Here is a 25,448-nt window from a genome sequence, read left to right on the forward strand (position 1 = left end):
GGGAAGCGCAAAGCCGACAGCCGTCGCACTCCAGGGAGCACCTTCATGGCCTCGTTGCCGAACCCGTCCCTTCCGTCCGAGCTTTCCGAGAGCCGGGCGCGTACTGACGCACTCCGCCAGGCCCTCGCCACCCGTGTCGTGGTGGCCGACGGTGCGATGGGCACGATGCTTCAGGCGCAGGATCCGACGCTGGAGGACTTCCAGAATCTCGAGGGCTGCAACGAGATTCTGAACGTCACCCGCCCCGACATCGTCCGATCCGTCCACGAGGAGTACTTCTCCGTGGGCGTCGACTGCGTCGAGACCAACACCTTCGGCTCGAACCACTCGGCGGCCGGCGAGTACGACATCGCCGACCGGATCTTCGAACTGTCCGAGTCGGGCGCCCGGATCGCCCGCGAGGTCGCCGACGAGTTCGGCGCCAAGGACGGCCGCCAGCGCTGGGTCCTCGGCTCGATCGGCCCGGGCACCAAGCTGCCGTCGCTCGGTCACATCGCGTACGACGTACTGCGCGACGGCTACCAGCAGAACGCCGAGGGCCTGCTCGCCGGTGGCGCGGACGCGCTGATCGTGGAGACCACGCAGGACCTGCTGCAGACCAAGTCCAGCCTGGTCGGCGCGCGCCGTGCGATGGAGGCGCTGGGTCTGGAAGTGCCGCTGATCTGTTCGCTCGCCTTCGAGACCACCGGCGTCATGCTGCTCGGCTCGGAGATCGGTGCGGCGCTGACCGCGCTGGAGCCGCTCGGTATCGACCTGATCGGCCTGAACTGCTCGACGGGCCCGGCCGAGATGAGCGAGCACCTGCGCTATCTGGCCCGGCACTCGCGTACGCCGTTGATGTGCATGCCGAACGCGGGCCTGCCCATCCTGACCAAGGACGGCGCGTACTTCCCCCTCACCCCGCCCGAGATGGCCGACGCGCAGGAGAACTTCGTCCGCGACTACGGCCTTCAGCTGGTCGGCGGCTGCTGCGGTTCGACGCCGGAGCACCTGCGCCAGGTGGTCGAGCGCGTCCGCGAGTTGGAGCCGGGGACGCGTGACCCGCGCCCCGAGCCGGGCGCCGCCTCCCTCTACCAGACGGTGCCGTTCCGTCAGGACACCGCCTATATGGCGATCGGTGAGCGGACGAATGCCAACGGGTCGAAGAAGTTCCGTGAGGCGATGCTGGAGGGCCGCTGGGACGACTGTGTGGAGATGGCCCGCGACCAGATCCGCGAGGGCGCGCACATGCTCGACCTCTGTGTCGACTACGTGGGCCGCGACGGCGTCGCGGACATGAAGGAGCTGGCCGGCCGCTTCGCCACCGCCTCCACCCTCCCGCTCGTGCTGGACTCCACCGAGGTCGACGTGCTGCGCGCGGGCCTGGAGAAGCTCGGCGGCCGTGCGGTCATCAACTCCGTCAACTACGAGGACGGTGACGGCCCGGAGTCGCGGTTCGCGAAGGTCACCCAGCTCGCGCAGGAGCACGGTGCGGCGCTGATCGCGCTGACCATCGACGAGGAGGGCCAGGCTCGCACGGTCGAGCACAAGGTCGCGATCGCCGAGCGGCTGATCGGGGATCTGACCGGCAACTGGGGTATCCACGAGTCGGACATCCTCATCGACACCCTGACCTTCACGATCTGCACCGGCCAGGAAGAATCCCGCAAGGATGGCATTGCGACGATCGGGGCGATCCGCGAGCTGAAGCGGCGTCACCCGGACGTCCAGACCACGCTGGGGCTGTCGAACATCTCCTTCGGCCTGAACCCGGCCGCCCGTGTGCTGCTCAACTCGGTCTTCCTGGACGAGTGTGTGAAGGCGGGCCTGGACTCGGCGATCGTGCACGCGAGCAAGATCCTGCCGATCGCCCGGTTCACCGAGGAAGAGGTGCAGACGGCCCTCGACCTGGTCTACGACCGCCGCGCGGAGGGTTATGACCCCCTGCAGAAGCTGATGGCTTTGTTCGAGGGCGCCACCACCAAGTCCCGGACGGCGGGCCGGGCCGAGGAGCTGGCCGCCCTGCCGCTGGACGAGCGGCTCAAGCGGCGCATCATCGACGGCGAGAAGAACGGCCTGGAGGCCGATCTCGCCGAGGCCCTGCAGAGCCGCCCCGCCCTGGACATCGTCAACGACACACTCCTGGACGGCATGAAGGTGGTCGGCGAGCTGTTCGGCTCCGGCCAGATGCAGCTGCCGTTCGTGCTGCAGTCCGCCGAGGTGATGAAGACCGCGGTGGCCTATCTGGAGCCGCACATGGAGAAGTCGGACGCGGAGGGCAAGGGCACCATCGTGCTGGCCACCGTGCGCGGCGACGTCCACGACATCGGCAAGAACCTCGTCGACATCATCCTGTCGAACAACGGCTACAACGTGGTCAACCTGGGGATCAAGCAGCCGGTCTCGGCGATCCTGGACGCCGCGCAGGAGCACCGGGCCGACGTGATCGGCATGTCCGGGCTGCTGGTCAAGTCCACGGTGATCATGAAGGAGAACCTCCAGGAGCTCAACCAGCGCAAGATGGCCGCCGACTACCCGGTCATCCTCGGCGGTGCCGCTCTCACCCGCGCCTACGTCGAGCAGGACCTGTACGAGATCTACGAGGGCGAAGTCCGCTACGCCCGTGACGCGTTCGAGGGCCTGCGCCTGATGGACGCGCTCATCGGGGTCAAGCGGGGTGTCCCCGGAGCCGTGCTGCCCGAGCTGAAGCAGCGCCGGGTGCGTCCGGCGGTCGCCGCCACCGAGGTCGAGGAGCGCCCCGAGGAGGGGCACGTCCGTTCCGACGTCGCCGTCGACAACCCCGTGCCCACCCCGCCCTTCGCGGGCACCCGCGTCATCAAGGGCATCCAGCTCAAGGAGTACGCCTCCTGGCTCGACGAGGGCGCGCTCTTCAAGGGCCAGTGGGGCCTGAAGCAGGCCCGTGCGGGCGATGGGCCGACCTACGAGGAACTGGTCGAGACCGAGGGCCGGCCCCGGCTGCGCGGTCTGCTGGACAGGCTGCAGACCGACAACCTGCTGGAAGCGGCCGTGGTCTACGGCTACTTCCCGTGCGTGTCCAAGGACGACGACCTGATCATCCTGGACGACGCCGGCAACGAGCGGACCCGCTTCACCTTCCCGCGCCAGCGCCGCGGCCGCCGACTGTGCCTGGCGGACTTCTTCCGCCCGGAGGAGTCCGGCGAGATCGACGTCGTCGGCCTCCAGGTCGTCACCATGGGCTCCCGGATCGGCGAGGAGACCGCCAAGCTCTTCGAGTCCAACTCCTACCGGGACTACCTCGAACTGCACGGCCTGTCCGTCCAGTTGGCCGAGGCGCTCGCCGAGTACTGGCACGCCCGGGTGCGCTCCGAACTCGGCTTCGCCGGCGAGGACCCGGACGCGATGGAGGACATGTTCGCCCTGAAGTACCGGGGCGCCCGCTTCTCCCTCGGCTACGGAGCCTGCCCCAACCTGGAGGACCGCGCCAAGATCGCCCAGCTCCTCGAGCCGGAGCGCATCGGCGTCGTGCTCTCCGAGGAGTTCCAGCTCCACCCGGAGCAGTCCACGGACGCGATCATGATCCACCACCCGGAGGCGAAGTACTTCAACGCGCGCTGATCGGACACGACGTACACTGGTCGGTCCACTGCAGGCCGGTTGCCCCTTTGGCAAAAAGGGCGACCGGCCTGATCGTCCCTCAAGGAGGTGCGCCCGGATGACCAGTACGGTCCCCGCGCTCGGTACCCGTACGGCCGAAGGCTCTGCCCTGGAGGCCGTGCTCCTCGACATGGACGGCACTCTGGTGGACACCGAGGGCTTCTGGTGGGAGGTGGAGGCCGAGGTCTTCGCGTCCCTCGGCCATGTGCTCGACGAGTCCTGGCGCCATGTGGTGGTCGGCGGCCCGATGACCCGCAGCGCCGGCTTCCTGATCGAGGCCACCGGCGCCGACATCACCATCGCCGAGCTGACGGTGCTGCTCAACGACGGGTTCGAGGCCCGGATCGGCCACTCGCTGCCGCTGATGCCGGGGGCGGCCAGACTGCTCGCCGAGCTGGCTGCGCACGAGATCCCCACCGCCCTGGTCTCGGCCTCGCACCGGCGCATCATCGACCGCATCCTGGCCTCGCTCGGCCCCCAGTACTTCGCGCTGACCGTGGCGGGCGACGAGGTGGAGCGGACCAAGCCGTTCCCCGACCCGTATCTGCTGGCGGCCGCGGGACTCGGCGCGGCACCGGCCCGGTGCGCTGTCATCGAGGACACCGCGACGGGCGTCGCGGCCGCCGAGGCCGCCGGCTGCCAGGTGGTCGCCGTGCCCTCGATCGCCCCCATCGCGCCCGCCGCGCGGCGTACGGTCGTGAACTCTCTGGAAGAGGTCGACCTGCCTTTTCTCCGCGGCTTGATGACGGAAATGCGCTAGACGTTCACCCAGCGTGCGGAACCGAATGCGCGAATAGGCCCGAGCGCCTCCCGAAGGGCGCCCGGTGGATCTGCGCCAGAACCCCCTGAGGGAATTCAATCCCGGCGGGATGGCTGAATTCCGGTGCTCCCCGGCTGAGTTGATGCTGTGAGGTTCGCCACTCGCCGGGGGGTCGACATCGGGTCTGGCATATGCCATCGACACCCTTTGGGGGGTGGGTGACGTGCCCTTGTGTCCCGATTGATGGAAGGCTGCACGAATCCTTCCACTGCCGCGTTATCGGTGTGTCCACGCCCGGTCTCGCAGCGTGATGGGAGCTCAACTCCAGTCACTGGGGGCCTCAGTGGCCCTGCGGACTAATGTCATCGCGAGAACATCGCCGTATCCCTGTGACCCCGCAACACCACCCCTGTATGCCGGGTCGCGGAATCTACAGCTCTGGAGAAACTCGAGCATGAACCGCAAGACTTTGGTGCTGCCGGCCGTGATCGGCCTGCTCACCCCGGTGCTCGCCGCATGTGGGGGGTCCGGCAGTGGGGGCGACAGCGGCGACCCGATCGTCGTCGGTACCACCGACCGGTTCATCGCCTCGAAGGATGCCCCGGCTCCCCTCGACCCGGCGTACGCCTACGACGTCGGCAGCTGGAACATCCTCCGCCAGACCGTGCAGACGCTGATGATCATCCCGCGCGGCGACGGAGAGCCCCAGCCCGAGGCCGCCGAGGAGTGCGGCTTCACCGACACGGGCAACGAGCGCTACGCCTGCACCCTGCGCAAGGACCTGAAGTTCGCGAACGGCGACCCCGTCACCGCGAAGGACGTCAAGTACTCGATCGACCGCGCCTTGTCGATCCAGGCCGACAGTGGTGTGTTCGCGCTGCTGTCCACCGTCGACACCGTCGAGACCCAGGGCGACCGCGAGGTGATCTTCCACCTCAAGACCGCGGACGCCACCTTCCCGTTCAAGCTGTCGACCCCGGTCGCCGGCATCGTCAACCCCGACGACTACGAGAAGGACAAGCTGCGCGACGGCTTCAGCATCGACGGCTCCGGCCCGTACACGTTCAAGGCCGACGTGAAGGACGACGAGCTCGTCAACGGCGTCTTCACCAAGAACCCCAACTACAAGGGTGTTCTGTCGGTCAAGAACAGCCAGGTCGAGATGCGCTCCTTCGCGGACGCCGACAGCATGGGTTCCGCGCTCAACAAGGGCGACATCGACCTGATGACCCGCTCGATGACGCCGGAGCAGATCAAGAAGCTCGGCGCGGCCACGGACAGCGACATCGACCTGATCGAGATGCCCGGCCTCGAGATCCGCTACCTGGCCTTCAACACCGACGACCCGGCGGTCAAGTCCACGGCCGTCCGCCAGGCCATGGCCCAGGTCATCAACCGCAGCGAGCTCGTCGCCAAGGTGTACGGCACGGGCGCCGACCCGCTCTACTCGCTGGTCCCCGCCACCATCACCGGCCACTCCAACTCGTTCTTCAACAAGTACGGGGACCCGAGCGTCAGCAAGGCCAAGGCGATGCTGACCGCGGCCGACATCACCACTCCGGTGAAGCTCACCCTGAACTACACGACCGACCACTACGGCTCGGTCACCGCGGACGAGTTCGAGCAGCTGAAGAAGCAGCTCAACGCCAGCGGCTTGTTCGACGTCGACATCAAGGGCACGCCCTGGGACACGTTCGTGCCGGCCGAGCGCAAGGGCGAGTACGAGGTCTACGGCATGGGCTGGTTCCCGGACTTCCCGGACGCCGACAACTACCTCGCGCCGTTCCTCGACAAGGACAACTTCCTCAAGTCGCCGTACTTGAACAGCGCGATCATCGACAACCTGATCCCGGAGTCCCGGCGCGAGGCCGACCGCCTCACCGCCTCGAAGAGCATCACCGAGATCCAGGACATCGTGGCCGACGACGTACCGGTGCTGCCGCTGTGGCAGGGCAAGCAGTACATCGCCGCGCGGGACGACATCACCGGTGCCGAGTGGGCGCTCAACTCCTCCTCGACCCTCCAGCTGTGGGAGCTCGGCCGCGGAGTGAGCGGCTGACCCGGTTTGCCGTCGCCGGGCCTGCCAACAGGCCCGGCGCCCGCTTGATCCGGTGCTCCGGGACCCGGTGCCCCGAGATCCGGCACTTCTGAGAATCAACGACAAGGCACACGCAAGTGAACATGCGCAACCAGTGGCCAGTCCTGTCCGTCGCGACGGGGCTGGCCGTCGGCCTGCTCACCGGCTGCGGCTCGCAGTCGGGCGGCTCCGGGAACAGCGGCTCCTCCATCGTGATGGGGATGTCCGACGACGTCCTGGCCACCGACCCGGCGTCCGGCTACGACCCGGGCTCCTGGCTGCTGTTCAACAACGTCTTCCAGTCGCTGCTGAGCTTCCCCAAGGGCGGTACGGAACCCGAGCCCGAGGCCGCCAAGGAGTGCTCGTTCACGGACACAGCCACGAAGGTTTACTCGTGTACGTTGCAGAGCGGGCTGAAGTTCAGCAACGGTGACGCGCTCACCTCGGAGGACGTCAAGTTCTCCTTCGACCGCATGCTGAAGATCAACGACGACGCCGGTCCCGCGATCATGTTCCCGATGCTCGCCACGGTGGAGACACCGGACGCGAAGACCGTCGTCTTCAAGCTCAAGTACGCCGACGCCACCTTCCCGAGCAAGATCGCCTCCGGCGCCGGCTCGATCGTGGACCACCAGCAGTACGCCGACAACGGACTGCGCACGGACAACGAGGCCGTCGGCTCGGGACCGTACAAGCTGGAATCGTTCGGCGAGGACGAGGCCGTCTTCTCCGTCAACGAGAGCTACAAGGGCACCGCCAAGGTGAAGAACTCCGGCGTGACGCTGAAGTTCTTCCACGGCGACCAGGCCGCCCTGAAGACCGCGATCGAGAACAACGAGATCGACATCGCCTACCGAGGCCTCGCCGCCGACGACATCGCGGACATCGAGAACGACACCGCCACAGGCACGGGCGTCAACGTCGTCGAGGGCACCAGCGCCGAAGTGCAGCACCTGGTCTTCAACATGGACGACCCGGTGGCGGGCCAGCTCTCGGTGCGCAAGGCCATCGCCTACCTCCTCGACCGCCAGGCCCTGGTCGACGAGGTCTACCAGGACACGGCGACGCCGCTCTACTCGATCATCCCGGCCGGCATCGCGGGCCACAACACGGCCTTCTTCGACACCTACGGTGCCAGCCCCTCCCGCTCCAAGGCCCAGGCCGCGCTGCGCGCCGACGGCATCACCGACAAGGTGAAGCTGACCCTCTGGTCGACGCCGTCGCGCTACGGACCGTCCACCGACCAGGAGTTCAAGGCGATCGCCAAGCAGCTCAACGCCAGCGGACTCTTCGAGGCGACCGTCAAGTCCGTCGCCTTCGACGAGTACGAGCAGGACATCGCCGACGGCAAGTACGGCGTGTACGTGAAGGGCTGGGTGCCCGACTACCCGGACCCGGACAACTTCACGGCGCCCTTCTTCGGCGAGGGCAACGTGCTGAGCAACAACTACACCAACAGCACGATCACCGGCCGGCTCATCCCGGACACCGCCGCCGAGAGCAACCGCGCCTCGACCGAGGCCGACTACGGCAAGCTCCAGGACATCGTGGCCGACGAACTGCCGATCATCCCGCTCTGGCAGGCCAAGCAGTACGCCGTCGTCCGCGACAACGTCTACGGCCTGGAGTACTGCCTCGACGCCTCGACCGTCTTCCGCTTCTGGGAGATCAGCAAGGACTGACCCCGGCTCCGCGTACGCAGAGGGCGGCCCCTTCCTCCCGGAGGAAGGGGCCGCCCTCTGCGCTGTTGTGCGGGTCTACTGCGCGCCGGGGCGCACCAACCCGCTCTCGTACGCGTACACCGCCGCCTGTACCCGGTCGCGCAGCCCCAACTTGGTGAGGACGTGCCCGACATGCGTCTTGACGGTGGTCTCGCTGACGAACAGGTCGGCAGCGATCTCGGCGTTGGACAGTCCGCGCGCCACCAGCTTGAGCACCTCGACCTCGCGGTCGGTCAGCGTGTGCAGTGTGTCCGGCACCGGCTCGTCACCGGACGGCAGATGGCTCGCGTACTTGTCGAGCAGCCGGCGCGTGATGCTCGGCGCGAGCATGGCCTCACCCGAGGCGACCACCCGGATCGCCTGCACCAGCTCATTGGCCGGTGCGTCCTTGAGCAGAAAGCCGCTGGCGCCCGCGCGCAGCGCCTCCACCACGTACTCGTCGAGGTCGAAGGTCGTCAGCACCAGCACCTTCGCCGGACCGTCCCGGCCGGGGCCGGTGATCTGCCGGGTCGCCTCGACACCGTCCATCCGCGGCATGCGGATGTCCATCAGAACCACATCGGGCTGCAGGGCGCGGACCTGGTCGAGCGCCTGGAGACCGTCGCCGGCCTCGCCGACGACCGCAAGGTCCTGCTCCGCTTCCAGGATCATCCGGAAGCCGGTGCGCAGCAGTGGCTGGTCATCGACCAGTAGGACGCGGATGGCCACGTAAGTCTCCTTCGCTAGTCCGGCCCCATTCTGCCCTGCGGGGTACCACCGGACTCCGGCGCCCTGACCTGCAGGGGGTAGGGCGGGGGAGTACCGCCGAATTCCGGACATACCGCTTGGTGATCGCACCAGCCGCAGAGTTTGGTGGGCCGGGGCCGCCAGTCGCCCGTCTCGGTGGCCTCCCGGATCGCGTCCCACAGCGCGTGCAGCTTGCGCTCGACGCGCTCCAGGTCCTCGATCACCGGGTCGTACGTCAGGACGTCACCGCTGCCGAGATAGACGAGCTGGAGCCGGCGCGGGACCACCTGCTTCAGCCGCCACACCACCAGGGCGTAGAACTTCATCTGGAACAGGGCACCCTCGGCGTACTCGGGTCTGGGGGCCTTGCCCGTCTTGTAGTCGACGATCCGCACCTCGCCCGTCGGCGCCACGTCGACACGGTCGATGATGCCGCGCAGCTTGAGCCCGGAATCGAGCCGCGCCTCGACGAACAGCTCCCGCTCGGCGGGTTCGAGCCGGGTCGGGTCCTCCAGCGTGAACCAGCGCTCCACCAGCTGCTCGGCCTCGCCGAGCCAGCGCGCAAGACGCTCGCCCTCGGGATCGTCGGCGAACAGCTCCACGACCTCGGGCCGGGTCTCGCGCAGCCGGTCCCACTGGCCGGGGATCAACGACTTGGCGCGCGGCGCCGTACGCTCCGTCGCAGGGGCGTCGAAGAGCCGCTCGAGCACCGCGTGCACCAGCGTGCCGCGGGTGGCCGCCTCGCTCGGCTTCTCTGGGAGCTTGTCGATCACCCGGAACCGGTAGAGCAGCGGGCACTGCATGAAGTCGCTCGCGCGCGAGGGCGAAAGGGACGCGGGTGCCACGGCCGCCCGGGCCGCCACGGGTTCGCCGGGCTCGGCGCCGGTGCCGGTCCCGACCACGCCCTCGGCACTGGTCTCCACGACGCCCTCGGTGCTGGTTTCCATGACGACAGACCTTACGGCTCACCACTGACAGTGACCCACCCGCGGCTCGTGCGACGGCGCGGAAAACAGAGGGGGTGCCGGGGCGGAACGCATCGCGACGGCCGCATACCATCGACCACAGACCCTCCTGCTCCGCATGATCGGGAGCGGGGGACGCTTCGAACGAGGGGACATCGTGGACGAGAGCGGCGGGAGCGGGCAGCCGCGGTCCGGTACCGACGAAGCGACCGAGCGCCACGAGGGGCCCCAGGCCTCCACGGGTCCGGCCGCGGACGCCCCGCGCCCCGGACCGGAGAGTCCGGAGGACCCCACCGGGCCCAAGCCCACGGAGCCGGGCGGCAGCACCGAGACCCCGCGACCCGCGGAGGGGACCGAGCCTGCCACCCGTCCCTCGGACGAGTCCCCGGCCACCCCCCGTCCCTCCGACGAGCCCCCGGCCACCCCCCGTCCCTCCGACGAGCCCCCGGCCCACCCTGACCCCACGGACGACACCCCTTCGCACTTTGGTGCCCCGAGTGACCCCGAGACCACGGGATCCGCCCGGACCTTTGCCAAGTCCGGCTCCGGCAAGGGACGGCCACCGCGGCGCGAGAAGGGACCCGGCGGCGGGCTGCTCATGGGACGTCCCTTCGGCGTACCCGTGTACGTGGCGCCCAGCTGGTTCCTCGTCGCCGCCCTGATCACCTGGGTGTTCGGCGGCCAACTCGACCGTGTGCTGCCCGAGCTCGGCGCCCTGCGCTACCTCGTCTCCCTCTTCTTCGCGGTTGCCTTCTACGCCTCCGTACTCGTCCACGAGCTCGCCCACACGGTCGCCGCCCTGCGCTTCGGGCTGCCGGTGCGCCGGATCCAGCTGCAGTTCTTCGGCGGGGTGTCGGAGATCGAGAAGGAGTCCGAGACCCCGGGCCGGGAGTTCGTGCTGGCCTTCGTCGGGCCGCTGCTCTCCCTCGTCCTCTCCGGTGTCTTCTACCTCGCCATGCAGACCGTCGAGCCGGGCACCGTGCCCGGCGTCCTGCTCGGCGGCCTGATGATCTCCAACCTGATCGTGGCCGTCTTCAACCTGCTGCCCGGGCTGCCCCTCGACGGCGGCCGCATGCTCCGCGCCGTCGTCTGGAAGATCACCGGCAAGCCGATGAGCGGCACGATCGCCGCCGCCTGGGTGGGCCGCGCCCTTGCCGTCTCGGTACTGATCGGGCTGCCCCTGCTGACCCAGTCCGGAGCACTCGGCGACGCCTCCGAGGACATCGGCGGCATGGACACCGTCATGGACGCGCTGCTCGCCGCCATCCTCGCCGCGATCATCTGGACCGGCGCCGGAAACAGCCTCCGGATGGCCCGCCTGCGCGAACACCTCCCGGAACTGCGCGCCCGCGCGCTCACCCGGCGCGCGGTCCCGGTCGAGACCAGCACCCCGCTCTCGGAGGCGCTGCGCCGCGCCAACGACGCGGGCGCCCGCGCCCTGGTCGTGGTCGACGCCGACGGCCAACCGCTGTCCCTCGTCCGCGAGGCCGCCATCGTCGGCGTACCCGAGCACCGCCGCCCCTGGGTCGCGGTCAGCGGCCTCGCCCAGGACCTCACCGACGGCATGCGGGTCTCCGCCGAGCTCGCCGGCGAGGACCTCCTCGACGCCCTGCGCGCGAACCCCGCCACCGAGTACCTGGTGGTCGAGGAGTCCGGCGAGATCTACGGCGTCCTGTCCGCCGCCGACGTGGAGCGCGCCTTCGTGAAGGCCATGGCCCGCCCCTCCTAGTGGTGGCCCGCGGAGTGGTCCACGGCCCCGTCCAGGACCGGTAGGCTGGTCACATGTCCGAACCGACCGGTGCCGCCCGCAGGCGCGGGCCCTTCAAGGTCGGGGACCAGGTTCAGCTGACCGACCCCAAGGGCCGCCACTACACGTTCACGCTCGAAGCCGGAAAGAACTTTCACACCCACAAAGGTTCCTTCCCGCACGACGAGCTGATCGGTGCTCCCGAGGGCAGCGTTGTCCGCACCACGGGGAACGTCGCCTATCTCGCGCTGCGCCCCCTGCTCCCCGACTACGTCCTGTCCATGCCCCGCGGCGCCGCCGTGGTCTACCCCAAGGACGCGGGGCAGATCCTGGCCTTCGCCGACATCTTCCCCGGCGCCCGCGTCGTGGAGGCGGGCGTCGGCTCCGGCTCCCTCAGTGCCTTCCTGCTGCGCGCCATCGGCGACCAGGGAATGCTGCACTCCTACGAGCGCCGCGAGGACTTCGCCGAGATCGCCCAGCAGAACGTGGAGCGCTACTTCGGCGACAAGCACCCCGCCTGGCAGCTCACCGTGGGCGACCTCCAGGACAACCTGTCGGACACCGACGTCGACCGCGTCATCCTCGACATGCTGGCCCCCTGGGAGTGCCTGGAGGCCGTCTCCAAGGCGCTCGTCCCGGGCGGCATCCTCTGCTGCTACGTCGCCACCACCACCCAGCTCGCGCGGACCGTCGAGTCCATCCGCGAGATCGGCTCCTTCAACGAGCCGACCGCCTGGGAGTCGATGGTCCGCAACTGGCACGTCGAGGGCCTGGCCGTCCGCCCGGACCACCGGATGATCGGCCACACCGGCTTCCTGCTCACCGCCCGCCGCCTCGCGGACGGAGTCGAGCCGCCCATGCGCCGCCGCCGCCCCTCCAAGGGCGCCTACGGCGACGACTACACCGGTCCGAACGCCGACGGCGGCATGGGCCGCTGAGGTAACCAACGCACCACAACTGTGGCCGAGTTCCCGGGACAGCCGGGGAACTCGGCCACAGTGCTTTCCTGTTGACGCGCCGCCAGAACTCCGTCGGAAGTCCCTCAGAAGTCCTGACCCCGCCGTTCCACCGCACTGTGACGTGTGGCACCATGCGGGACACCCCCACCGGCACAGCCCTCACAGGAGACACTCCTAGTGCAGCAATCCGCCGTCCCGGAACTGGCACACACGCACACCAGCCCCATCCAGTGGGTCGCCACGGCCACCGCCATCGCCGGAGTCGTCGCGTTCTCCTCCGTACTGCAGCCCGACCCGGCGACAGCGGCCCAGGCCGCCGGTCCCGGCGCGAAGCCGGCCCAAGCCTCCGCCGCGGCTCCCGATCCGTCCGGCGTCGACTTCCCGATCGAGTGCGGGCCCACCAAAGTCCTCGTCCAGAAGAAGGCCTCTGGAGACCTCGACGGCGACGGGCGCCCGGAGACCGTCGCCGTGGTCCGCTGCGACGCGGGCTCGGGGACCCCGCCCAACGGCGTCTACGTCCTCACCCAGGCCGCGGACGAGGCCAAGCCCCGCGTCGTGGCCACCCTGGTCGACCCCAAGGACCGCCTGAGCGTCACCGACTTCGCGCTGAGTGACGACGCCGTCACCGCCACACTCCTCGGCTACTCCTCGTCCGACGTACCGAGTTGCTGCCCGGACGTGAAGGATCTCGCCAAGTGGCAGTGGACGAACGGCGCGTTCGTCCGCTCGACACCCGCCGGAGCCCAGGGCGTCTGAACGCCCTCCGAAGCTCCGGGCATATGAGAACACCCTCCGCGCCGCGGAGGGTGTGAGAAAACAGACTTCGGTGACGCCGGGTGCACCTCAGGTCACTCCGCGTCAGGTCCGTACACCTCGACCTTGTCCGAAACCCGACGTACGTGGATACAGTCGCCCGGACACTCCTTCGCGGAGTCCGTCACATCGCGCAGAAGCGGCAGCGGTACGGGCGTTGTGGCGCCCGGGACCTGCAGCAGTTCGTCGCCTGAGCCCTTCACGTACGCCAGGCCGTCAATGTCCAGCTCAAAGACCTCGGGCGCGTACTGGACGCAGATCCCGTCTCCGGTACAGAGATCCTGGTCGATCCAGACCTCGAGCTCCTCGGCGCCGACTCCGGCCTCCTGCTGCACGGTCACTTCTCCTGCCGTTTCCTGCGCCGAACGACCCGATATCCCTGCAAGTCGGGCCAGCTCTGACGGGTGTTGAACACTTCGACCCTACCTCCGTCCGCTTCCCAATCATGTTGGGTGGGTATTCCACTGGCGTGAGGGAGAGCGCAAGGGTGAAGATCGGACACACCCCGACAGTCTTTGTGATCTAGGGGTTTCAATCGACACCCACCCAGGTAGGGTCTGGAAGCGTCCAGCTCCCCTTGGAGGAGGTGAGGACCGTGGCAGCCCACGACGACGACATGAACCGCGGCATCCGCCCGGGAAGAGGGTCCGATGACCCCGCCGGGCAGATTGCCTACCTTGAGCAGGAGATCGCCGTCCTGCGACGCAAGCTCGCCGACTCTCCGCGACACACGAGGATTCTCGAAGAGCGGATCGTCGAGTTGCAGACGAACCTGGCCGGCGTGTCCGCTCAGAACGAGCGGCTCGCCAACACGCTCCGTGAGGCCCGCGACCAGATCGTGGCCCTCAAGGAAGAGGTCGACCGGCTCGCACAGCCGCCGGCGGGCTTCGGTGTCTTCCTCGTGGCCAACGAGGACGGCACGGCGGACATCTTCACCGGGGGCCGCAAGCTCCGGGTGAACGTCAGCCCCAGCGTGGAGCTCGAAGAGCTCAGGCGCGGCCAGGAAGTGATGCTCAACGAAGCTCTCAACGTGGTCGAGGCCATGGAGTACGAGAGCGTCGGTGAGATCGTCACCCTCAAGGAGATCCTCGAGGACGGCGAACGCGCCCTGGTACAGGGGCACACCGACGAGGAAAGGGTGGTGCGGCTCGCCGAGCCGCTCCTGGACGTCGTCATCCGCCCTGGCGACGCCCTGCTTCTCGAACCCCGTTCCGGCTATGTCTACGAAGTCGTTCCGAAGAGCGAGGTCGAGGAACTCGTCCTCGAAGAGGTCCCGGACATCGGCTACGAGCAGATCGGCGGCCTGGGCAACCAGATCGAGATGATCCGCGACGCGGTCGAGCTCCCGTACCTCTACCCCGATCTGTACAAGGAGCACGAACTGCGGCCGCCCAAGGGCGTCCTGCTGTACGGGCCCCCCGGATGCGGAAAGACCCTCATCGCCAAGGCCGTCGCCAACTCGCTGGCCAAGAAGGTCGCGGAGGTCACCGGGCAGGGCGCCGGCAAGAGCTTCTTCCTCAACATCAAGGGCCCCGAGCTCCTGAACAAGTACGTCGGTGAGACCGAGCGGCAGATCCGCCTCGTCTTCCAGCGTGCACGTGAGAAGGCCAGCGAGGGCACCCCCGTCATCGTCTTCTTCGACGAGATGGAGTCCCTCTTCCGCACCCGTGGATCAGGCGTCAGCTCGGACGTGGAGAACACCATCGTCCCCCAGCTGCTCGCCGAGATCGACGGCGTGGAGGGCCTGGAGAACGTGGTCGTGATCGGCGCCTCGAACCGCGAGGACATGATCGACCCCGCCATCCTCCGCCCCGGCCGACTCGATGTGAAGATCAAGATCGAGCGCCCGGATGCCGAGGCCGCGAAGGACATCTTCGCGAAATACCTCACCGAGCGACTTCCGCTGCACTCCGACGACCTCGGTGAGCACGGCGGTGACCGGGCGGCGACGGTCAACAACATGATCCAGACCGCCGTGGAGCACATGTACGACGAGTCCGAGGAGAACCGCTTCCTCGAGGTCACGTACGCCAACGGCGACAAGGAAGTCCTGTACTTCAAGGACTTCAACTCCGGCGCCATGATCGAGAACATCGTCGGCCGCGCCAAGAAGGCGGCCATCAAGGCCTTCCTCGACCAGAACCAGAAGGGTATTCGGGTCTCCCACCTCCTCCAGGCATGCGTGGACGAGTTCAAGGAGAACGAGGACCTGCCGAACACCACCAACCCGGACGACTGGGCCCGAATCTCCGGCAAGAAGGGCGAACGGATCGTTTACATCCGTACCCTGGTCACCGGAAAGCAGGGCGCGGACACCGGACGCTCCATCGACACGGTGGCCAACACCGGTCAGTACCTGTAAAAGACAGGGCGGCTGCGGGTGCCCTTCGCGGGTACCCGCAGCCGACTGTTTTTCGGGTCAAGGCTGGAGCGAGGCAATGACGCAAATGATCTCCCCACCAGCGCAAAGGCGCTCTAGGCTCTTTCGTACCGCCGAGTCGCGCGTTGCGGGGTCGGGCACCGCACACGCACCGGAGCACCAGCGGTACTTGAGCAGCGTCCCCGACCGAGGACGCTGCCGGGCAAGGAGGGCCGCATGACCGTACGGCGAGTAATGGGCATCGAAACGGAGTACGGGATCTCCGTCCCCGGCCACCCCAACGCCAATGCCATGCTCACCTCGTCCCAGATCGTCAACGCGTACGCGGCGGCGATGCACCGGGCCCGGCGGGCCCGCTGGGACTTCGAGGAGGAGAACCCGCTGCGGGACGCGCGGGGCTTCGACCTCGCCCGCGAGGCCGCCGACTCCAGCCAGCTCACCGACGAGGACATCGGTCTGGCCAACGTCATCCTCACCAACGGGGCGCGGCTGTACGTGGACCACGCACACCCGGAGTACAGCTCGCCGGAGGTCACCAACCCGCTGGACGCCGTCCTGTGGGACAAGGCCGGCGAGCGCATCATGGCGGAGGCCGCGGAGCGCGCGGCCCAGCTCCCCGGCGCCCAGCCGATCCACCTCTACAAGAACAACACCGACAACAAGGGCGCCTCGTACGGCACGCACGAGAACTACCTGATGAAGCGGGAGACCCCCTTCTCGGACATCGTGCGCCACCTCACGCCGTTCTTCGTCTCACGCCAGGTCGTCACCGGAGCGGGCCGCGTCGGTATCGGTCAGGACGGGCACGAGCACGGCTTCCAGCTCAGCCAGCGCTCCGACTACTTCGAGGTCGAGGTGGGCCTGGAGACCACCCTGAAGCGCCCGATCATCAACACCCGCGACGAGCCGCACGCGGACGCCGAGAAGTACCGCAGGCTGCACGTGATCATCGGCGACGCGAACCTTTCCGAGATCTCGACCTATCTGAAGCTGGGCACGACGGCCCTGGTCCTCTCGATGATCGAGGACGGCTTCATCGCCGTGGACCTGGCGGTCGACCAGCCCGTACGCACTCTCCACCAGGTCTCGCACGACCCCACGCTCAAGCGACTGGTCACGCTCCGCAGCGGCCGGACACTCACCGCTGTCCAGCTGCAGATGGAGTACTTCGAGCTGTCCCGCAAGTACGTGGAGGAACGGTTCGGGTCGGACGCCGACGAGCAGACCGTGGACGTCCTGCTCCGCTGGGAGGACACTCTTAACCGCCTGGAGAACGACCCGATGAGCCTCTCCGGAGAGCTCGACTGGGTCGCCAAGCGGGAGGTCATGGAGGGCTACCAGCGCCGTGACGGCCTCGACTGGGACGCCGCCCGGCTGCACCTGGTCGACCTCCAGTACGCCGACGTACGCGCCGAGAAGGGCATCTACAACCGTCTCGCGGCGCGCGGCAAGATGAAGCGACTCCTGGACGAGCAGGACGTCGAGAGGGCCCGTACGAAGCCGCCTGAGGACACCCGTGCCTACTTCCGCGGACGCTGCCTGGAGCAGTACGCGGACGACGTCGCGGCGGCCTCGTGGGACTCGGTGATCTTCGATCTGCCGGGCCGGGACTCGCTCCAGCGCGTCCCAACCCTTGAGCCGCTTCGCGGAACGCGTAATCACGTCAAGGAGCTCCTCGACCGCTGCCGCACGGCTGAAGACCTGGTCAAGGTCCTGTCGGGCGGCTGAGCGGCCGCGCCGGGGCCTGCACGGCCGAAGCGGCGGATCGGGGTGGAAAGAAGCCGCGTCCGGGAATCATCGAGGTGGCTCCCGGACGTTGTAGCAACTGCGGGGCCGATGTCGGACCCTGCTTGTAGGGTCTGATCAAGAACGTCGAACCGAGCGGGGTGAGGGTTTATGGCGACCAAGGACACCGGCGGCGGACAGCAGAAGGCCACGCGTTCCACCGAGGAGGTCGAGGAGCAGGCGCAGGAGGCGCAGGCTTCCGAGGACCTCAAGGAACGCCAGGAGAAGCTGAGCGACGATGTCGACTCCGTACTGGACGAGATCGACGACGTCCTCGAGGAGAACGCCGAGGACTTCGTGCGTTCCTTCGTTCAAAAGGGCGGAGAGTAACGCCAGTTGTCCGCCCCGGAGTCGGCCTGATCCAGCGGGTCGGCGCCGGGACGGATGATCGGCGTTCGCGCGGGTATGGTCCGTGCACAGATTTGATGATCGGCTCGGCCGTCCACGGCGGGCCGCAGCCTACGTGGAAGGAATCGCGTGGAAGCCAACCCTCGTAGCACCGGGCGTCTGCCGGCTGCCTTCCTGACGCCCGGGTCGTCGTCCTTCATGGACTTCCTGTCCGACCACCAGCCGGACATGCTCCCGGGCAGGCGGCAGCTGCCGCCCACCCAGGGTGTGATCGAAGCCCCGCACGGCACGACCATCGTGGCCGTCACCTTCCCCGGTGGTGTGGTCCTCGCCGGTGACCGGCGGGCCACCATGGGAAATGTCATCGCGCAGCGTGACATCGAGAAGGTCTTTCCCGCCGACGAGTACTCGGCGGTAGGCATCGCCGGTACGGCGGGTCTGGCCGTGGAGATGGTCAAGCTGTTCCAGCTGGAACTCGAGCACTTCGAGAAGGTGGAGGGCGCCACGCTCTCCCTGGAGGGCAAGGCCAACCGCCTCTCCACCATGATCCGTTCCAACCTCGGCATGGCCATGCAGGGCCTCGCCGTGGTTCCCCTCTTCGCGGGCTACGACGTGGACCGCGAGAGGGGCCGCATCTTCTCCTACGACGTCACCGGCGGCCGTTCCGAGGAGCACGGCTTCGCCGGCACCGGCTCCGGCTCGGTCTTCGCGCGCGGTGCCATGAAGAAGCTCTACCGCAAGGACCTTTCCGAAGCGGAGGCCACGACCCTCGTCGTCCAGGCCCTGTACGACGCGGCCGATGACGACTCGGCGACCGGTGGTCCCGATGTCGCCCGCCGGATCTACCCGATCGTCACCGTGATCACCGAGGACGGATTCCGCCGTCTGGGAGACGAGGAGTCCTCCGAGATCGCCCGCTCGATCCTGGAGCGGCGCCTTGAGCAGCCCGACGGTCCGCGGGCCGCGCTGCTCTGACAGCGGCTTCTCGACGGCCGCTCCGGCAGCGGTTTCCTGACAGCCGCTCCGGCAGTGGCTTCTTGGCAAAGTGATCCAGTGACTTCGATAGAAAGGGACGGATAACCGGTGTCGACGCCGTTCTATGTCTCACCCCAGCAGGCGATGGCCGACCGGGCGGAATACGCCCGGAAGGGCATCGCCCGTGGCCGCAGCCTCGTCGTGCTGCAGTATGCCGACGGCATCGTGTTCGTCGGCGAGAACCCGTCCCGTGCGCTGCACAAGTTCAGCGAGATCTATGACCGGATCGGCTTCGCCGCCGCCGGCAAATACAACGAGTACGAGAATCTGCGGATCGGCGGTGTTCGTTATGCCGATCTGCGGGGTTACACCTATGACCGTGACGATGTGACCGCCCGCGGTCTTGCCAATGTGTATGCCCAGACGCTCGGCACGATCTTCTCCAGTGCGGCCGAGAAGCCGTACGAGGTGGAGCTCGTGGTCGCCGAGGTGGGGGACACCCCCGAGGGCGATCAGATCTACCGGCTGCCGCACGACGGGTCGATCGTGGATGAGCACGGGTCGGTCGCGGTGGGTGGCAATGCCGAGCAGATCAGCAGTTATCTGGACCAGCGCCATGAAGACGGCATGTCGCTTGCCGAGGCGTTGAAGCTGGCCGTGCAGTCGCTGTCCCGTGAGGCGAACGGGGGGGAGCGGGAGATTCCCGCGGAGCGGCTCGAGGTTGCGATTCTTGACCGGACGCGGCCGCAGCAGCGGAAGTTCAAGCGGATTGTTGGGCGGCAGCTGGCTCGGTTGCTCGAGGCGGACGGGGCGTCTACGGCTACCGAGGCGGAGGATCCTGAGGACGACGAGTGAGTCTCGTCCTTGCCTTGCTCGGCGTGTGCCCCGGTCCCTTGTGGTCGGGGCGCGCGGCGTTTTGGGGCGTCTGCGGGTGGGTGGGTCGGGGCCGGGGGCCGGTACATCCGCCCGTCGCCGATGGGCACTTTTGTTGGTTGTAGGGCTTGGGGGCGGTGTGACCACGTACGCGACGGGCATTTGATGTACCGGCCCCCGGCCCCTTCCGCCGGTGGGCGGCTGCGGGTGCCTGGGGGTGCGCCGTGGTGCTCAGGCAGTGGGGCTTGGCGGGGCTGTGGAGCCTCGTACGACCAGTTCCACTGGGATGTCGCCCTGTGGGGGTGTCTTGCCCTCCAGGACGGCCAGGAGAGCTTGCATGCCTCGTTCGCCGAATAGTTCTGCGTTCAGGCGGACTGTGGTGAGTTCTGGGTCGATGGCTCTGGAGAGGGCCAGGTCGTCCAGGCCGGTGATGGAGAGGTCGTCCGGGATGTGCAGGCCCAGGCGGCGGGCGGCCTTGTAGGCGCCTGCGGCCAGTTTGTCGTCGTCGCAGACCAGGGCTGTTGGGCGGGGGCCTGGGGCTCTCAGGGCGGTCTCGGCGGCCTCCAGGGCGCCCTCTATGGAGATGGGGGCGCGGGCTGTGCGGAGTTCTGTGCCGGGGACCTCTGCCAGGCGTGCGGACAGTTCGTGGGCTCGTACCTCGAAGGTCCAGGAGGGGATGTCGGCCGCCAGGTGCAGGAAGCGGCGGTGGCCGAGGGTCAGGAGGTGTTCGGCCACCTGGCGTACGCCGTCCCTGATGTCCAGGTTGACGGTCGCGGCGCCCAGGCTGCCTGCGGGGTCGCTGTCCAGCATGACCAGGGGGAGCTGGTCGCCGCGGATCGCGGTGAGGGCGTCTGCGGCCATGGAGGAGGCGATCACGCCGTCCAGGGCCGCGGGTGCCGAGCCGAAGGGGTCACGGGCGGGGCCGATGCCTTCGGGGGAGGGGTAGAGGACTACTCCGAAGCCGTGCTCGGACGCCACCCGGGCGGCGCCCGTGTAGACGCCGGCGAAGAACTCGGTGGTCAGCGCGGGGACCACTAGGAGGACGGTGCGGGTGCGGCCGAGGCGGAGGTTGCGGGCGGCGACGTTCGGGCGGTAGCCGAGCTCCTGGGCGGCTTCCCGGACCCGTTCCGCTGTGGCTTCGGAGACCCGGCCGCGCCATTTGTCGCCGAGCACCAGCGAGACGGCGGCCTGGGAGACCCCGGCGACCTGGGCGACGTCCCGGCTCGTGGGGCGCGTGCTACCTCGTGCCACCGTCGACCTGCTCCCTCGTCTGGACTCGCGGACTGCGCACATGGTACGTATGGGAGAGGACGTTATACGTAAAACTTCAGGCGTCACGGGATTACGAGAAGGGCACGTCATGGCCGCGGGATATCTGGAGATCCTCCGGGCGAGGCATGCTGCCCGGCTGCTCACCGGGACGCTGATAGGGCGGCTGCCGAACGCGACCGCTGCCATCGCCGTCGTGCTCTTCATCCGCGCGGAGGGCGGCAGCTACAGCCTGGCGGGTGCGCTGGCCGCCGTGTACGGGGTGTCCAACGCGGTGGGGCAGCCGCTGCTCGGGCGGCTCGTGGATATGTACGGGCAGCCGCGTGTGCAGTTGCCTGCCGCGCTCGTCTCGGCTCTCGGGATGGCTCTCTTCGCGTTCGCGGGCACGGACCCGCTGCCGGTCGCGTACGTCGCGATGGCGGTCGCCGGGCTCTTCACGCCGCCCCTGGAAGGCGGTCTGCGAGCGCTGTGGCCCTCCGTCCTCCGCAAGGAGGAACAGGTGCACACCGCGTACGCGATGGACGCCGTGGCGCAGGAAATCATGTTCACCGTCGGGCCGTTGCTCGTGACGCTGTGCGTGGCGCTCTGGTCCGCCCAGGCAGCGCTGCTCGTCCTGAACGTCATCGGCGTCCTGGGCGCCCTCTCCGTGGTCGTGTCGCCCCCCTCGCGCGCGTGGCGCTCGGCTCCCCGCGAGGCGCACTGGCTCGGAGCGCTGCGTTCGGCGGGTCTTGTGGCCCTGCTCGGCGCGTTCCTGTTCGTCGGTATCGCGCTCGGCTCGATCACGGTCGCAGCGTTGTCGTACTCCGACAGCCATGGCGGGGACGCGGTGTACGGCTGGCTGATGGCGGGCATCGGGCTCGGGGCCCTCGTCGGCGGCACGGTGTACGGCGCGCGCCGGTGGACCGGTGCGCCCGAGCGGCGACTGAGCCTGCTCGTGGCGCTCCTGGCGGTGTGTTACGTGCCACTGATGCTGGTGCCGGGTCCGGTCGCCATGACGGCGCTCACCGCGCTCGCAGGGGTGTTCCTGGCGCCCTGCATCGCCTGCGCGTTCGTGCTCGTCGTCCGGCACGCTCCCAGGGGCACCGTCACCGAGGCGTTCTCCTGGCTTGTCACGACGTTCACCGTCGGCGCGTCCGTCGGAACGGGCCTCGCGGGCCCCGTCGTCGAGTGGGGCGGGGCGGTGTGGGGCTTCGCCGTACCGGGTGTCGCGGGGGCCGCCGCGCTGGTGGTTCTGCTGGCCACGGGGCGGGTCCTCGCAGCTACCGGGAACACGGAGGTGGTTGCGGTCTCATCGGAAAATGATCCAAACCGTGCCGTCGAACCCCGTTTGCGGTCAGGGGATCGGGCGTAATGTTCAGTCATGGACCGCCGCATTTTCGGGCTGGAGAACGAGTACGGCGTCACGTGTACGTTCAGGGGACAGCGACGCCTGTCTCCCGACGAGGTGGCGCGGTACCTCTTCCGCCGTGTCGTGTCATGGGGCCGCAGCAGCAATGTCTTTCTGCGGAACGGCGCCCGCCTCTATCTCGACGTGGGATCACATCCGGAATACGCGACACCCGAATGTGACAACGTGACCGAACTGGTCACCCACGACAAGGCCGGCGAGCGCATTCTCGAAGGACTCCTGGTAGACGCCGAACGACGCCTGCACGAGGAAGGAATCGCGGGCGACGTCTACCTGTTCAAGAACAACACCGACTCGGCAGGCAACTCCTACGGGTGCCACGAGAACTATCTGGTGGCCCGGCACGGGGAGTTCTCCCGGCTCGCGGACATTCTTATTCCGTTCCTCGTCACCCGCCAACTTCTGTGCGGGGCGGGCAAGGTCTTGCAGACCCCGCGCGGTGCCGTGTACTGCGTGAGTCAGCGGGCCGAGCACATCTGGGAGGGCGTCTCCTCCGCGACGACCCGCTCCCGGCCCATCATCAACACACGCGACGAACCGCACGCGGACGCAGAGCGCTACCGCCGGCTGCACGTCATCGTCGGCGACTCGAACATGTCCGAGACGACCATGCTCCTCAAGGTCGGTGCCACCGACCTCGTGCTGCGCATGATCGAAGCGGGCACGGTGATGCGCGACCTCACCCTGGAGAACCCGATCCGGGCGATCCGCGAGGTCAGCCACGACATCACGGGCCGGCGCAAGGTGCGCCTGGCCAGCGGCCGGGAGGCCTCCGCGCTGGACGTGCAGCGCGAGTACTACGAGAAGGCCGTGGACTTCGTGGAGCGCCGCGGTATCCGTACCGGAGTCGTCGAGCAGGTTCTGGAGCTGTGGGGTCGCACGCTGGACTCGATCGAGTCCGAGGACCTCGACCGGATCGGCACCGAGATCGACTGGGTCATGAAGTACCAGCTCATCGAGCGGTACCGGGCGAAGCACAACATGACCATGTCCAACCCGCGCGTCGCGCAGATAGACCTCGCCTACCACGACATCCACCGTCGGCGAGGTCTTTACTACCTCCTGGAGAGGAAGGGACAAGCCGCCCGTATCTGCAACGACTTGAAGATCTTCGAGGGCAAGTCCGTGCCCCCGCAGACCACTCGGGCGCGGTTGCGCGGCGATTTCATCCGGCGTGCTCAGGAACAGCGCCGGGACTTCACGGTCGACTGGGTGCATCTCAAGCTCAACGACCAGGCGCAGCGCACCGTGTTGTGCAAGGACCCGTTCCGTAGTGTCGACGACCGGGTGGAGAAGCTGATCGCGGGAATGTGAGCCGAGTGTTCCGGCCATGTCCCCCACTCTCGACTTCGCTCGAGAGTGGGGGCCCTCACCGGAACGCAACGCGGGGCGCCGTACGTTTTCCGTACGGCGCCCTTCTCAGGTCGTAGAGTTGCGCGCACTCCATCAACCAAGATCGACCGATACGAGGGCCCCCACCGTGCGCCGACGCTCACTCCTTCTAGCCGTACCCGCTGGACTTGTCACACTCGCCGGATGCGGTGACGACGACTCGGACACGGCCAAGTCCAGCAGCAGCCCGTCGGATGCGGCCTCGGATTCGGCCTCCGCCTCGGCGGCACCACCGCCGAAGATCGTCGACGGTCCGCTGCCCGGCATCACGGCCGGTACGAAGTTCGGCGAGAAGCCCACCGTCGCCAAGGGCAGCGGTGACCCGTCGAAGGACCTGGCCGTCAAGACGGTCATCGCGGGCAGCGGCAAGACGGTCGCGGAGAACGACTACGTGCAGGCCCACTACCTCGGCCAGGTCTGGGCGACGGCGAAGGTCTTCGACAACTCCTACGACCGCAAGACGCCGCTGCTCATCCAGCTCGCGCAGGGCAGCATCATCGACGGCTGGCGCTACGGCCTGGTGGGCAAGAAGGTCGGCAGCCGCGTCGAGATGGCCGTGCCGCCGACCTGGGGCTACGGCACGGAGGGGAACACGCAGGCGGGCATCAAGGGCACCGACACCCTGGTGTTCGTCGTCGACATCCAGAACACCTTCAACTCCAAGAGCTCCGCCGCGGGCAAGACGGTCGCGCAGGACAACATCGACCTCCCGAAGGTCGGCACCAACACCGACGGCAAGGCCCCCTCCATCGACGTGCCGAAGGCGGACGCCCCGACGAAGCTCGTGGCGAACTACGTCCTCGAGGGCGACGGCGCGGAGCTCGCGGCCGACAGCACCGTCCTGGTGCAGTACAAGGGCGTGCTCTGGGCCGACGGCAAGGAGTTCGACTCGACGTACAGCAGGGACGCGCTGACCTCGTTCTCGCTCACGCAGGTCGTCAAGGGCTGGGCGCAGGGTCTGACGGGCAAGAAGGTCGGCAGCCGTGTCCTGATCGTCGTCCCGCCGAGCCTGGGCTACGGCGACAGCCCCCCGGAGGGAAGCGGCATCAGCAAGGACTCCACGCTGGTCTTCACGGTCGACATCCTGGCGAAGATGTAACGCCTTCGGGGATGTGAGACTGTCGGTGTTGCTTTAAGGCCTTTACGCGAACAAGCAGGAGCTAGAGACGTGAGCATCGAGAAGCCCGAGATCGACTTCCCGGGCGGCGAGCCCCCGGCGGACCTCGAGATCAAGGACATCTGGGAGGGCGACGGGGCGGTGGCCAAGGCCGGCGACTTCGTCAAGGTCCACTACGTGGGCGTGGCCTTCTCCACCGGCGAGGAGTTCGACGCCTCCTGGAACCGCGGCACCCCGCTCGAGTTCCAGCTCGGCGTCGGCCAGGTCATCAGCGGCTGGGACAAGGGCGTGCAGGGCATGAAGGTCGGCGGCCGCCGCCAGCTGGTCATCCCCTCGCACCTCGCGTACGGCGACCGCGGCGCCGGTGGCCGGATCGCCCCGGGCGAGACGCTGATCTTCGTCTGCGACCTCGTCGCGGTCTGATCGAGAGGATCGAGAGGGTCACGGTCCGATCTTCGTACATCATCTGGCGAAGTCTGACCGGACTTGATCATCTGGGGCCCATGCCTGTCCGGGCA

Annotated in this window: 20 protein-coding genes and 1 pseudogene; 17 read left to right on the forward strand and 4 right to left on the reverse strand. The window is 68.1% G+C overall.

The window, feature by feature from the left end; genetic code table 11:
- The first annotated feature begins 45 nt into the window (after positions 1-45).
- The 4 genes from metH (at position 46) to OG246_RS23565 (ending at position 8,134) form a co-directional block, all read left to right on the forward strand.
- Positions 46-3,576: a methionine synthase gene (gene metH, locus OG246_RS23550; RefSeq protein ID WP_266467017.1), complete on the forward strand. Its 3,531-nt coding sequence runs from the start codon at positions 46-48 to the stop codon at positions 3,574-3,576.
- Positions 3,577-3,673: 97 nt separating this feature from the next.
- Entirely contained in the window at positions 3,674-4,375 is a 702-nt protein-coding gene (locus OG246_RS23555) for an HAD family phosphatase (RefSeq protein ID WP_266467022.1), read from the forward strand.
- 454 nt (positions 4,376-4,829) lie between these two features.
- The gene (locus tag OG246_RS23560) at positions 4,830-6,434 is read left to right on the forward strand and encodes an ABC transporter substrate-binding protein (RefSeq protein WP_266467025.1); all 1,605 of its coding nucleotides are present in this window, start codon (positions 4,830-4,832) and stop codon (positions 6,432-6,434) included.
- A gap of 116 nt (positions 6,435-6,550) precedes the next feature.
- Positions 6,551-8,134 carry an ABC transporter substrate-binding protein gene (locus OG246_RS23565; protein WP_266467027.1) on the forward strand — a complete coding sequence of 528 codons (1,584 nt, stop codon included), beginning with the start codon at positions 6,551-6,553 and terminating at the stop codon, positions 8,132-8,134.
- Positions 8,135-8,209: 75 nt separating this feature from the next.
- On the opposite strand, the gene OG246_RS23570 is transcribed toward OG246_RS23565, so the two are convergent.
- On the reverse strand, positions 8,210-8,881 hold the full coding sequence (locus tag OG246_RS23570; RefSeq protein ID WP_266467029.1) for a response regulator transcription factor: 672 nt from the start codon (positions 8,879-8,881) through the stop codon (positions 8,210-8,212).
- Between the two features lie 14 nt (positions 8,882-8,895).
- On the reverse strand, positions 8,896-9,846 hold the full coding sequence (locus OG246_RS23575) for a RecB family exonuclease (RefSeq protein WP_266467031.1): 951 nt from the start codon (positions 9,844-9,846) through the stop codon (positions 8,896-8,898).
- 175 nt (positions 9,847-10,021) lie between these two features.
- Here OG246_RS23575 and OG246_RS23580 point away from each other — a divergent pair, with 175 nt between their 5' ends.
- From OG246_RS23580 to OG246_RS23590, 3 genes are all read left to right on the forward strand, one after another.
- Positions 10,022-11,593, forward strand: a complete 1,572-nt coding sequence (locus OG246_RS23580) for a site-2 protease family protein (RefSeq protein WP_266470823.1) — start codon at positions 10,022-10,024, stop codon at positions 11,591-11,593.
- A gap of 53 nt (positions 11,594-11,646) precedes the next feature.
- Positions 11,647-12,549, forward strand: a complete 903-nt coding sequence (locus tag OG246_RS23585; RefSeq protein ID WP_266467034.1) for a tRNA (adenine-N1)-methyltransferase — start codon at positions 11,647-11,649, stop codon at positions 12,547-12,549.
- A 198-nt stretch (positions 12,550-12,747) separates the two neighbouring features.
- The gene (locus tag OG246_RS23590) at positions 12,748-13,326 is read left to right on the forward strand and encodes a hypothetical protein (RefSeq protein ID WP_266467037.1); all 579 of its coding nucleotides are present in this window, start codon (positions 12,748-12,750) and stop codon (positions 13,324-13,326) included.
- A gap of 92 nt (positions 13,327-13,418) precedes the next feature.
- On the opposite strand, the gene OG246_RS23595 is transcribed toward OG246_RS23590, so the two are convergent.
- Entirely contained in the window at positions 13,419-13,724 is a 306-nt protein-coding gene (locus OG246_RS23595; protein WP_266467040.1) for a ferredoxin, read from the reverse strand.
- A 254-nt stretch (positions 13,725-13,978) separates the two neighbouring features.
- Here OG246_RS23595 and arc point away from each other — a divergent pair, with 254 nt between their 5' ends.
- The 6 genes and pseudogenes from arc to prcA all read left to right on the forward strand — a co-directional run bounded on the left by arc (position 13,979) and on the right by prcA (position 19,726).
- The gene (arc, locus tag OG246_RS23600; protein ID WP_266467043.1) at positions 13,979-15,745 is read left to right on the forward strand and encodes a proteasome ATPase; all 1,767 of its coding nucleotides are present in this window, start codon (positions 13,979-13,981) and stop codon (positions 15,743-15,745) included.
- 234 nt (positions 15,746-15,979) lie between these two features.
- Positions 15,980-17,491 (forward strand): depupylase/deamidase Dop, encoded by a 1,512-nt coding sequence (dop, locus tag OG246_RS23605; protein ID WP_353962476.1) that lies wholly within the window; start codon positions 15,980-15,982, stop codon positions 17,489-17,491.
- 168 nt (positions 17,492-17,659) lie between these two features.
- Positions 17,660-17,878, forward strand: a complete 219-nt coding sequence (locus OG246_RS23610; RefSeq protein WP_108147781.1) for a ubiquitin-like protein Pup — start codon at positions 17,660-17,662, stop codon at positions 17,876-17,878.
- A 115-nt stretch (positions 17,879-17,993) separates the two neighbouring features.
- A pseudogene (locus OG246_RS23615) lies at positions 17,994-18,074 on the forward strand (recombination endonuclease VII); the annotation flags it as partial.
- Positions 18,056-18,871 carry a proteasome subunit beta gene (gene prcB, locus OG246_RS23620; RefSeq protein WP_266470831.1) on the forward strand — a complete coding sequence of 272 codons (816 nt, stop codon included), beginning with the start codon at positions 18,056-18,058 and terminating at the stop codon, positions 18,869-18,871. The pseudogene OG246_RS23615 and the gene prcB, both read left to right, overlap by 19 nt.
- A 108-nt stretch (positions 18,872-18,979) precedes the next feature.
- Positions 18,980-19,726, forward strand: a complete 747-nt coding sequence (gene prcA / locus OG246_RS23625; RefSeq protein WP_266467056.1) for a proteasome subunit alpha — start codon at positions 18,980-18,982, stop codon at positions 19,724-19,726.
- Positions 19,727-19,975: 249 nt separating this feature from the next.
- On the opposite strand, the gene OG246_RS23630 is transcribed toward prcA, so the two are convergent.
- The gene (locus OG246_RS23630) at positions 19,976-20,995 is read right to left on the reverse strand and encodes a LacI family DNA-binding transcriptional regulator (protein ID WP_266467059.1); all 1,020 of its coding nucleotides are present in this window, start codon (positions 20,993-20,995) and stop codon (positions 19,976-19,978) included.
- Between the two features lie 109 nt (positions 20,996-21,104).
- Between OG246_RS23630 and OG246_RS23635 the strand changes: the two genes are divergently transcribed.
- The 4 genes from OG246_RS23635 to OG246_RS23650 all read left to right on the forward strand — a co-directional run bounded on the left by OG246_RS23635 (position 21,105) and on the right by OG246_RS23650 (position 25,353).
- Positions 21,105-22,364 (forward strand): MFS transporter, encoded by a 1,260-nt coding sequence (locus tag OG246_RS23635; protein ID WP_266467062.1) that lies wholly within the window; start codon positions 21,105-21,107, stop codon positions 22,362-22,364.
- A gap of 9 nt (positions 22,365-22,373) precedes the next feature.
- Positions 22,374-23,735, forward strand: coding sequence for a Pup--protein ligase (gene pafA / locus OG246_RS23640; protein WP_266467065.1), 1,362 nt, complete (start codon positions 22,374-22,376; stop codon positions 23,733-23,735).
- A 166-nt stretch (positions 23,736-23,901) separates the two neighbouring features.
- The gene (locus tag OG246_RS23645) at positions 23,902-24,912 is read left to right on the forward strand and encodes an FKBP-type peptidyl-prolyl cis-trans isomerase (RefSeq protein ID WP_266467068.1); all 1,011 of its coding nucleotides are present in this window, start codon (positions 23,902-23,904) and stop codon (positions 24,910-24,912) included.
- 69 nt (positions 24,913-24,981) lie between these two features.
- A complete protein-coding gene (locus OG246_RS23650) occupies positions 24,982-25,353 on the forward strand; it encodes an FKBP-type peptidyl-prolyl cis-trans isomerase (RefSeq protein WP_266467071.1) in 372 nt (123 codons plus the stop codon).
- The last annotated feature ends 95 nt before the right edge of the window (positions 25,354-25,448 follow it).

Source organism: Streptomyces sp. NBC_00620, assembly GCF_026341825.1.
Classification (GTDB): Bacteria; Actinomycetota; Actinomycetes; order Streptomycetales; family Streptomycetaceae; genus Streptomyces.

Excerpts from the sequence above, each read along its gene's own strand:
- OG246_RS23610 (WP_108147781.1), top strand. The coding sequence starts at position 17,660 with ATGGCGACCAAGGACACCGGCGGCGGACAGCAGAAGGCCACGCGTTCC.
- dop (WP_353962476.1), top strand. The coding sequence starts at position 15,980 with ATGACCGTACGGCGAGTAATGGGCATCGAAACGGAGTACGGGATCTCC.
- OG246_RS23575 (WP_266467031.1), bottom strand. The coding sequence starts at position 9,846 with ATGGAAACCAGCACCGAGGGCGTCGTGGAGACCAGTGCCGAGGGCGTG.
- OG246_RS23555 (WP_266467022.1), top strand. The coding sequence starts at position 3,674 with ATGACCAGTACGGTCCCCGCGCTCGGTACCCGTACGGCCGAAGGCTCT.
- OG246_RS23585 (WP_266467034.1), top strand. The coding sequence starts at position 11,647 with ATGTCCGAACCGACCGGTGCCGCCCGCAGGCGCGGGCCCTTCAAGGTC.
- OG246_RS23560 (WP_266467025.1), top strand. The coding sequence starts at position 4,830 with ATGAACCGCAAGACTTTGGTGCTGCCGGCCGTGATCGGCCTGCTCACC.
- metH (WP_266467017.1), top strand. The coding sequence starts at position 46 with ATGGCCTCGTTGCCGAACCCGTCCCTTCCGTCCGAGCTTTCCGAGAGC.
- OG246_RS23635 (WP_266467062.1), top strand. The coding sequence starts at position 21,105 with ATGGCCGCGGGATATCTGGAGATCCTCCGGGCGAGGCATGCTGCCCGG.
- pafA (WP_266467065.1), top strand. The coding sequence starts at position 22,374 with ATGGACCGCCGCATTTTCGGGCTGGAGAACGAGTACGGCGTCACGTGT.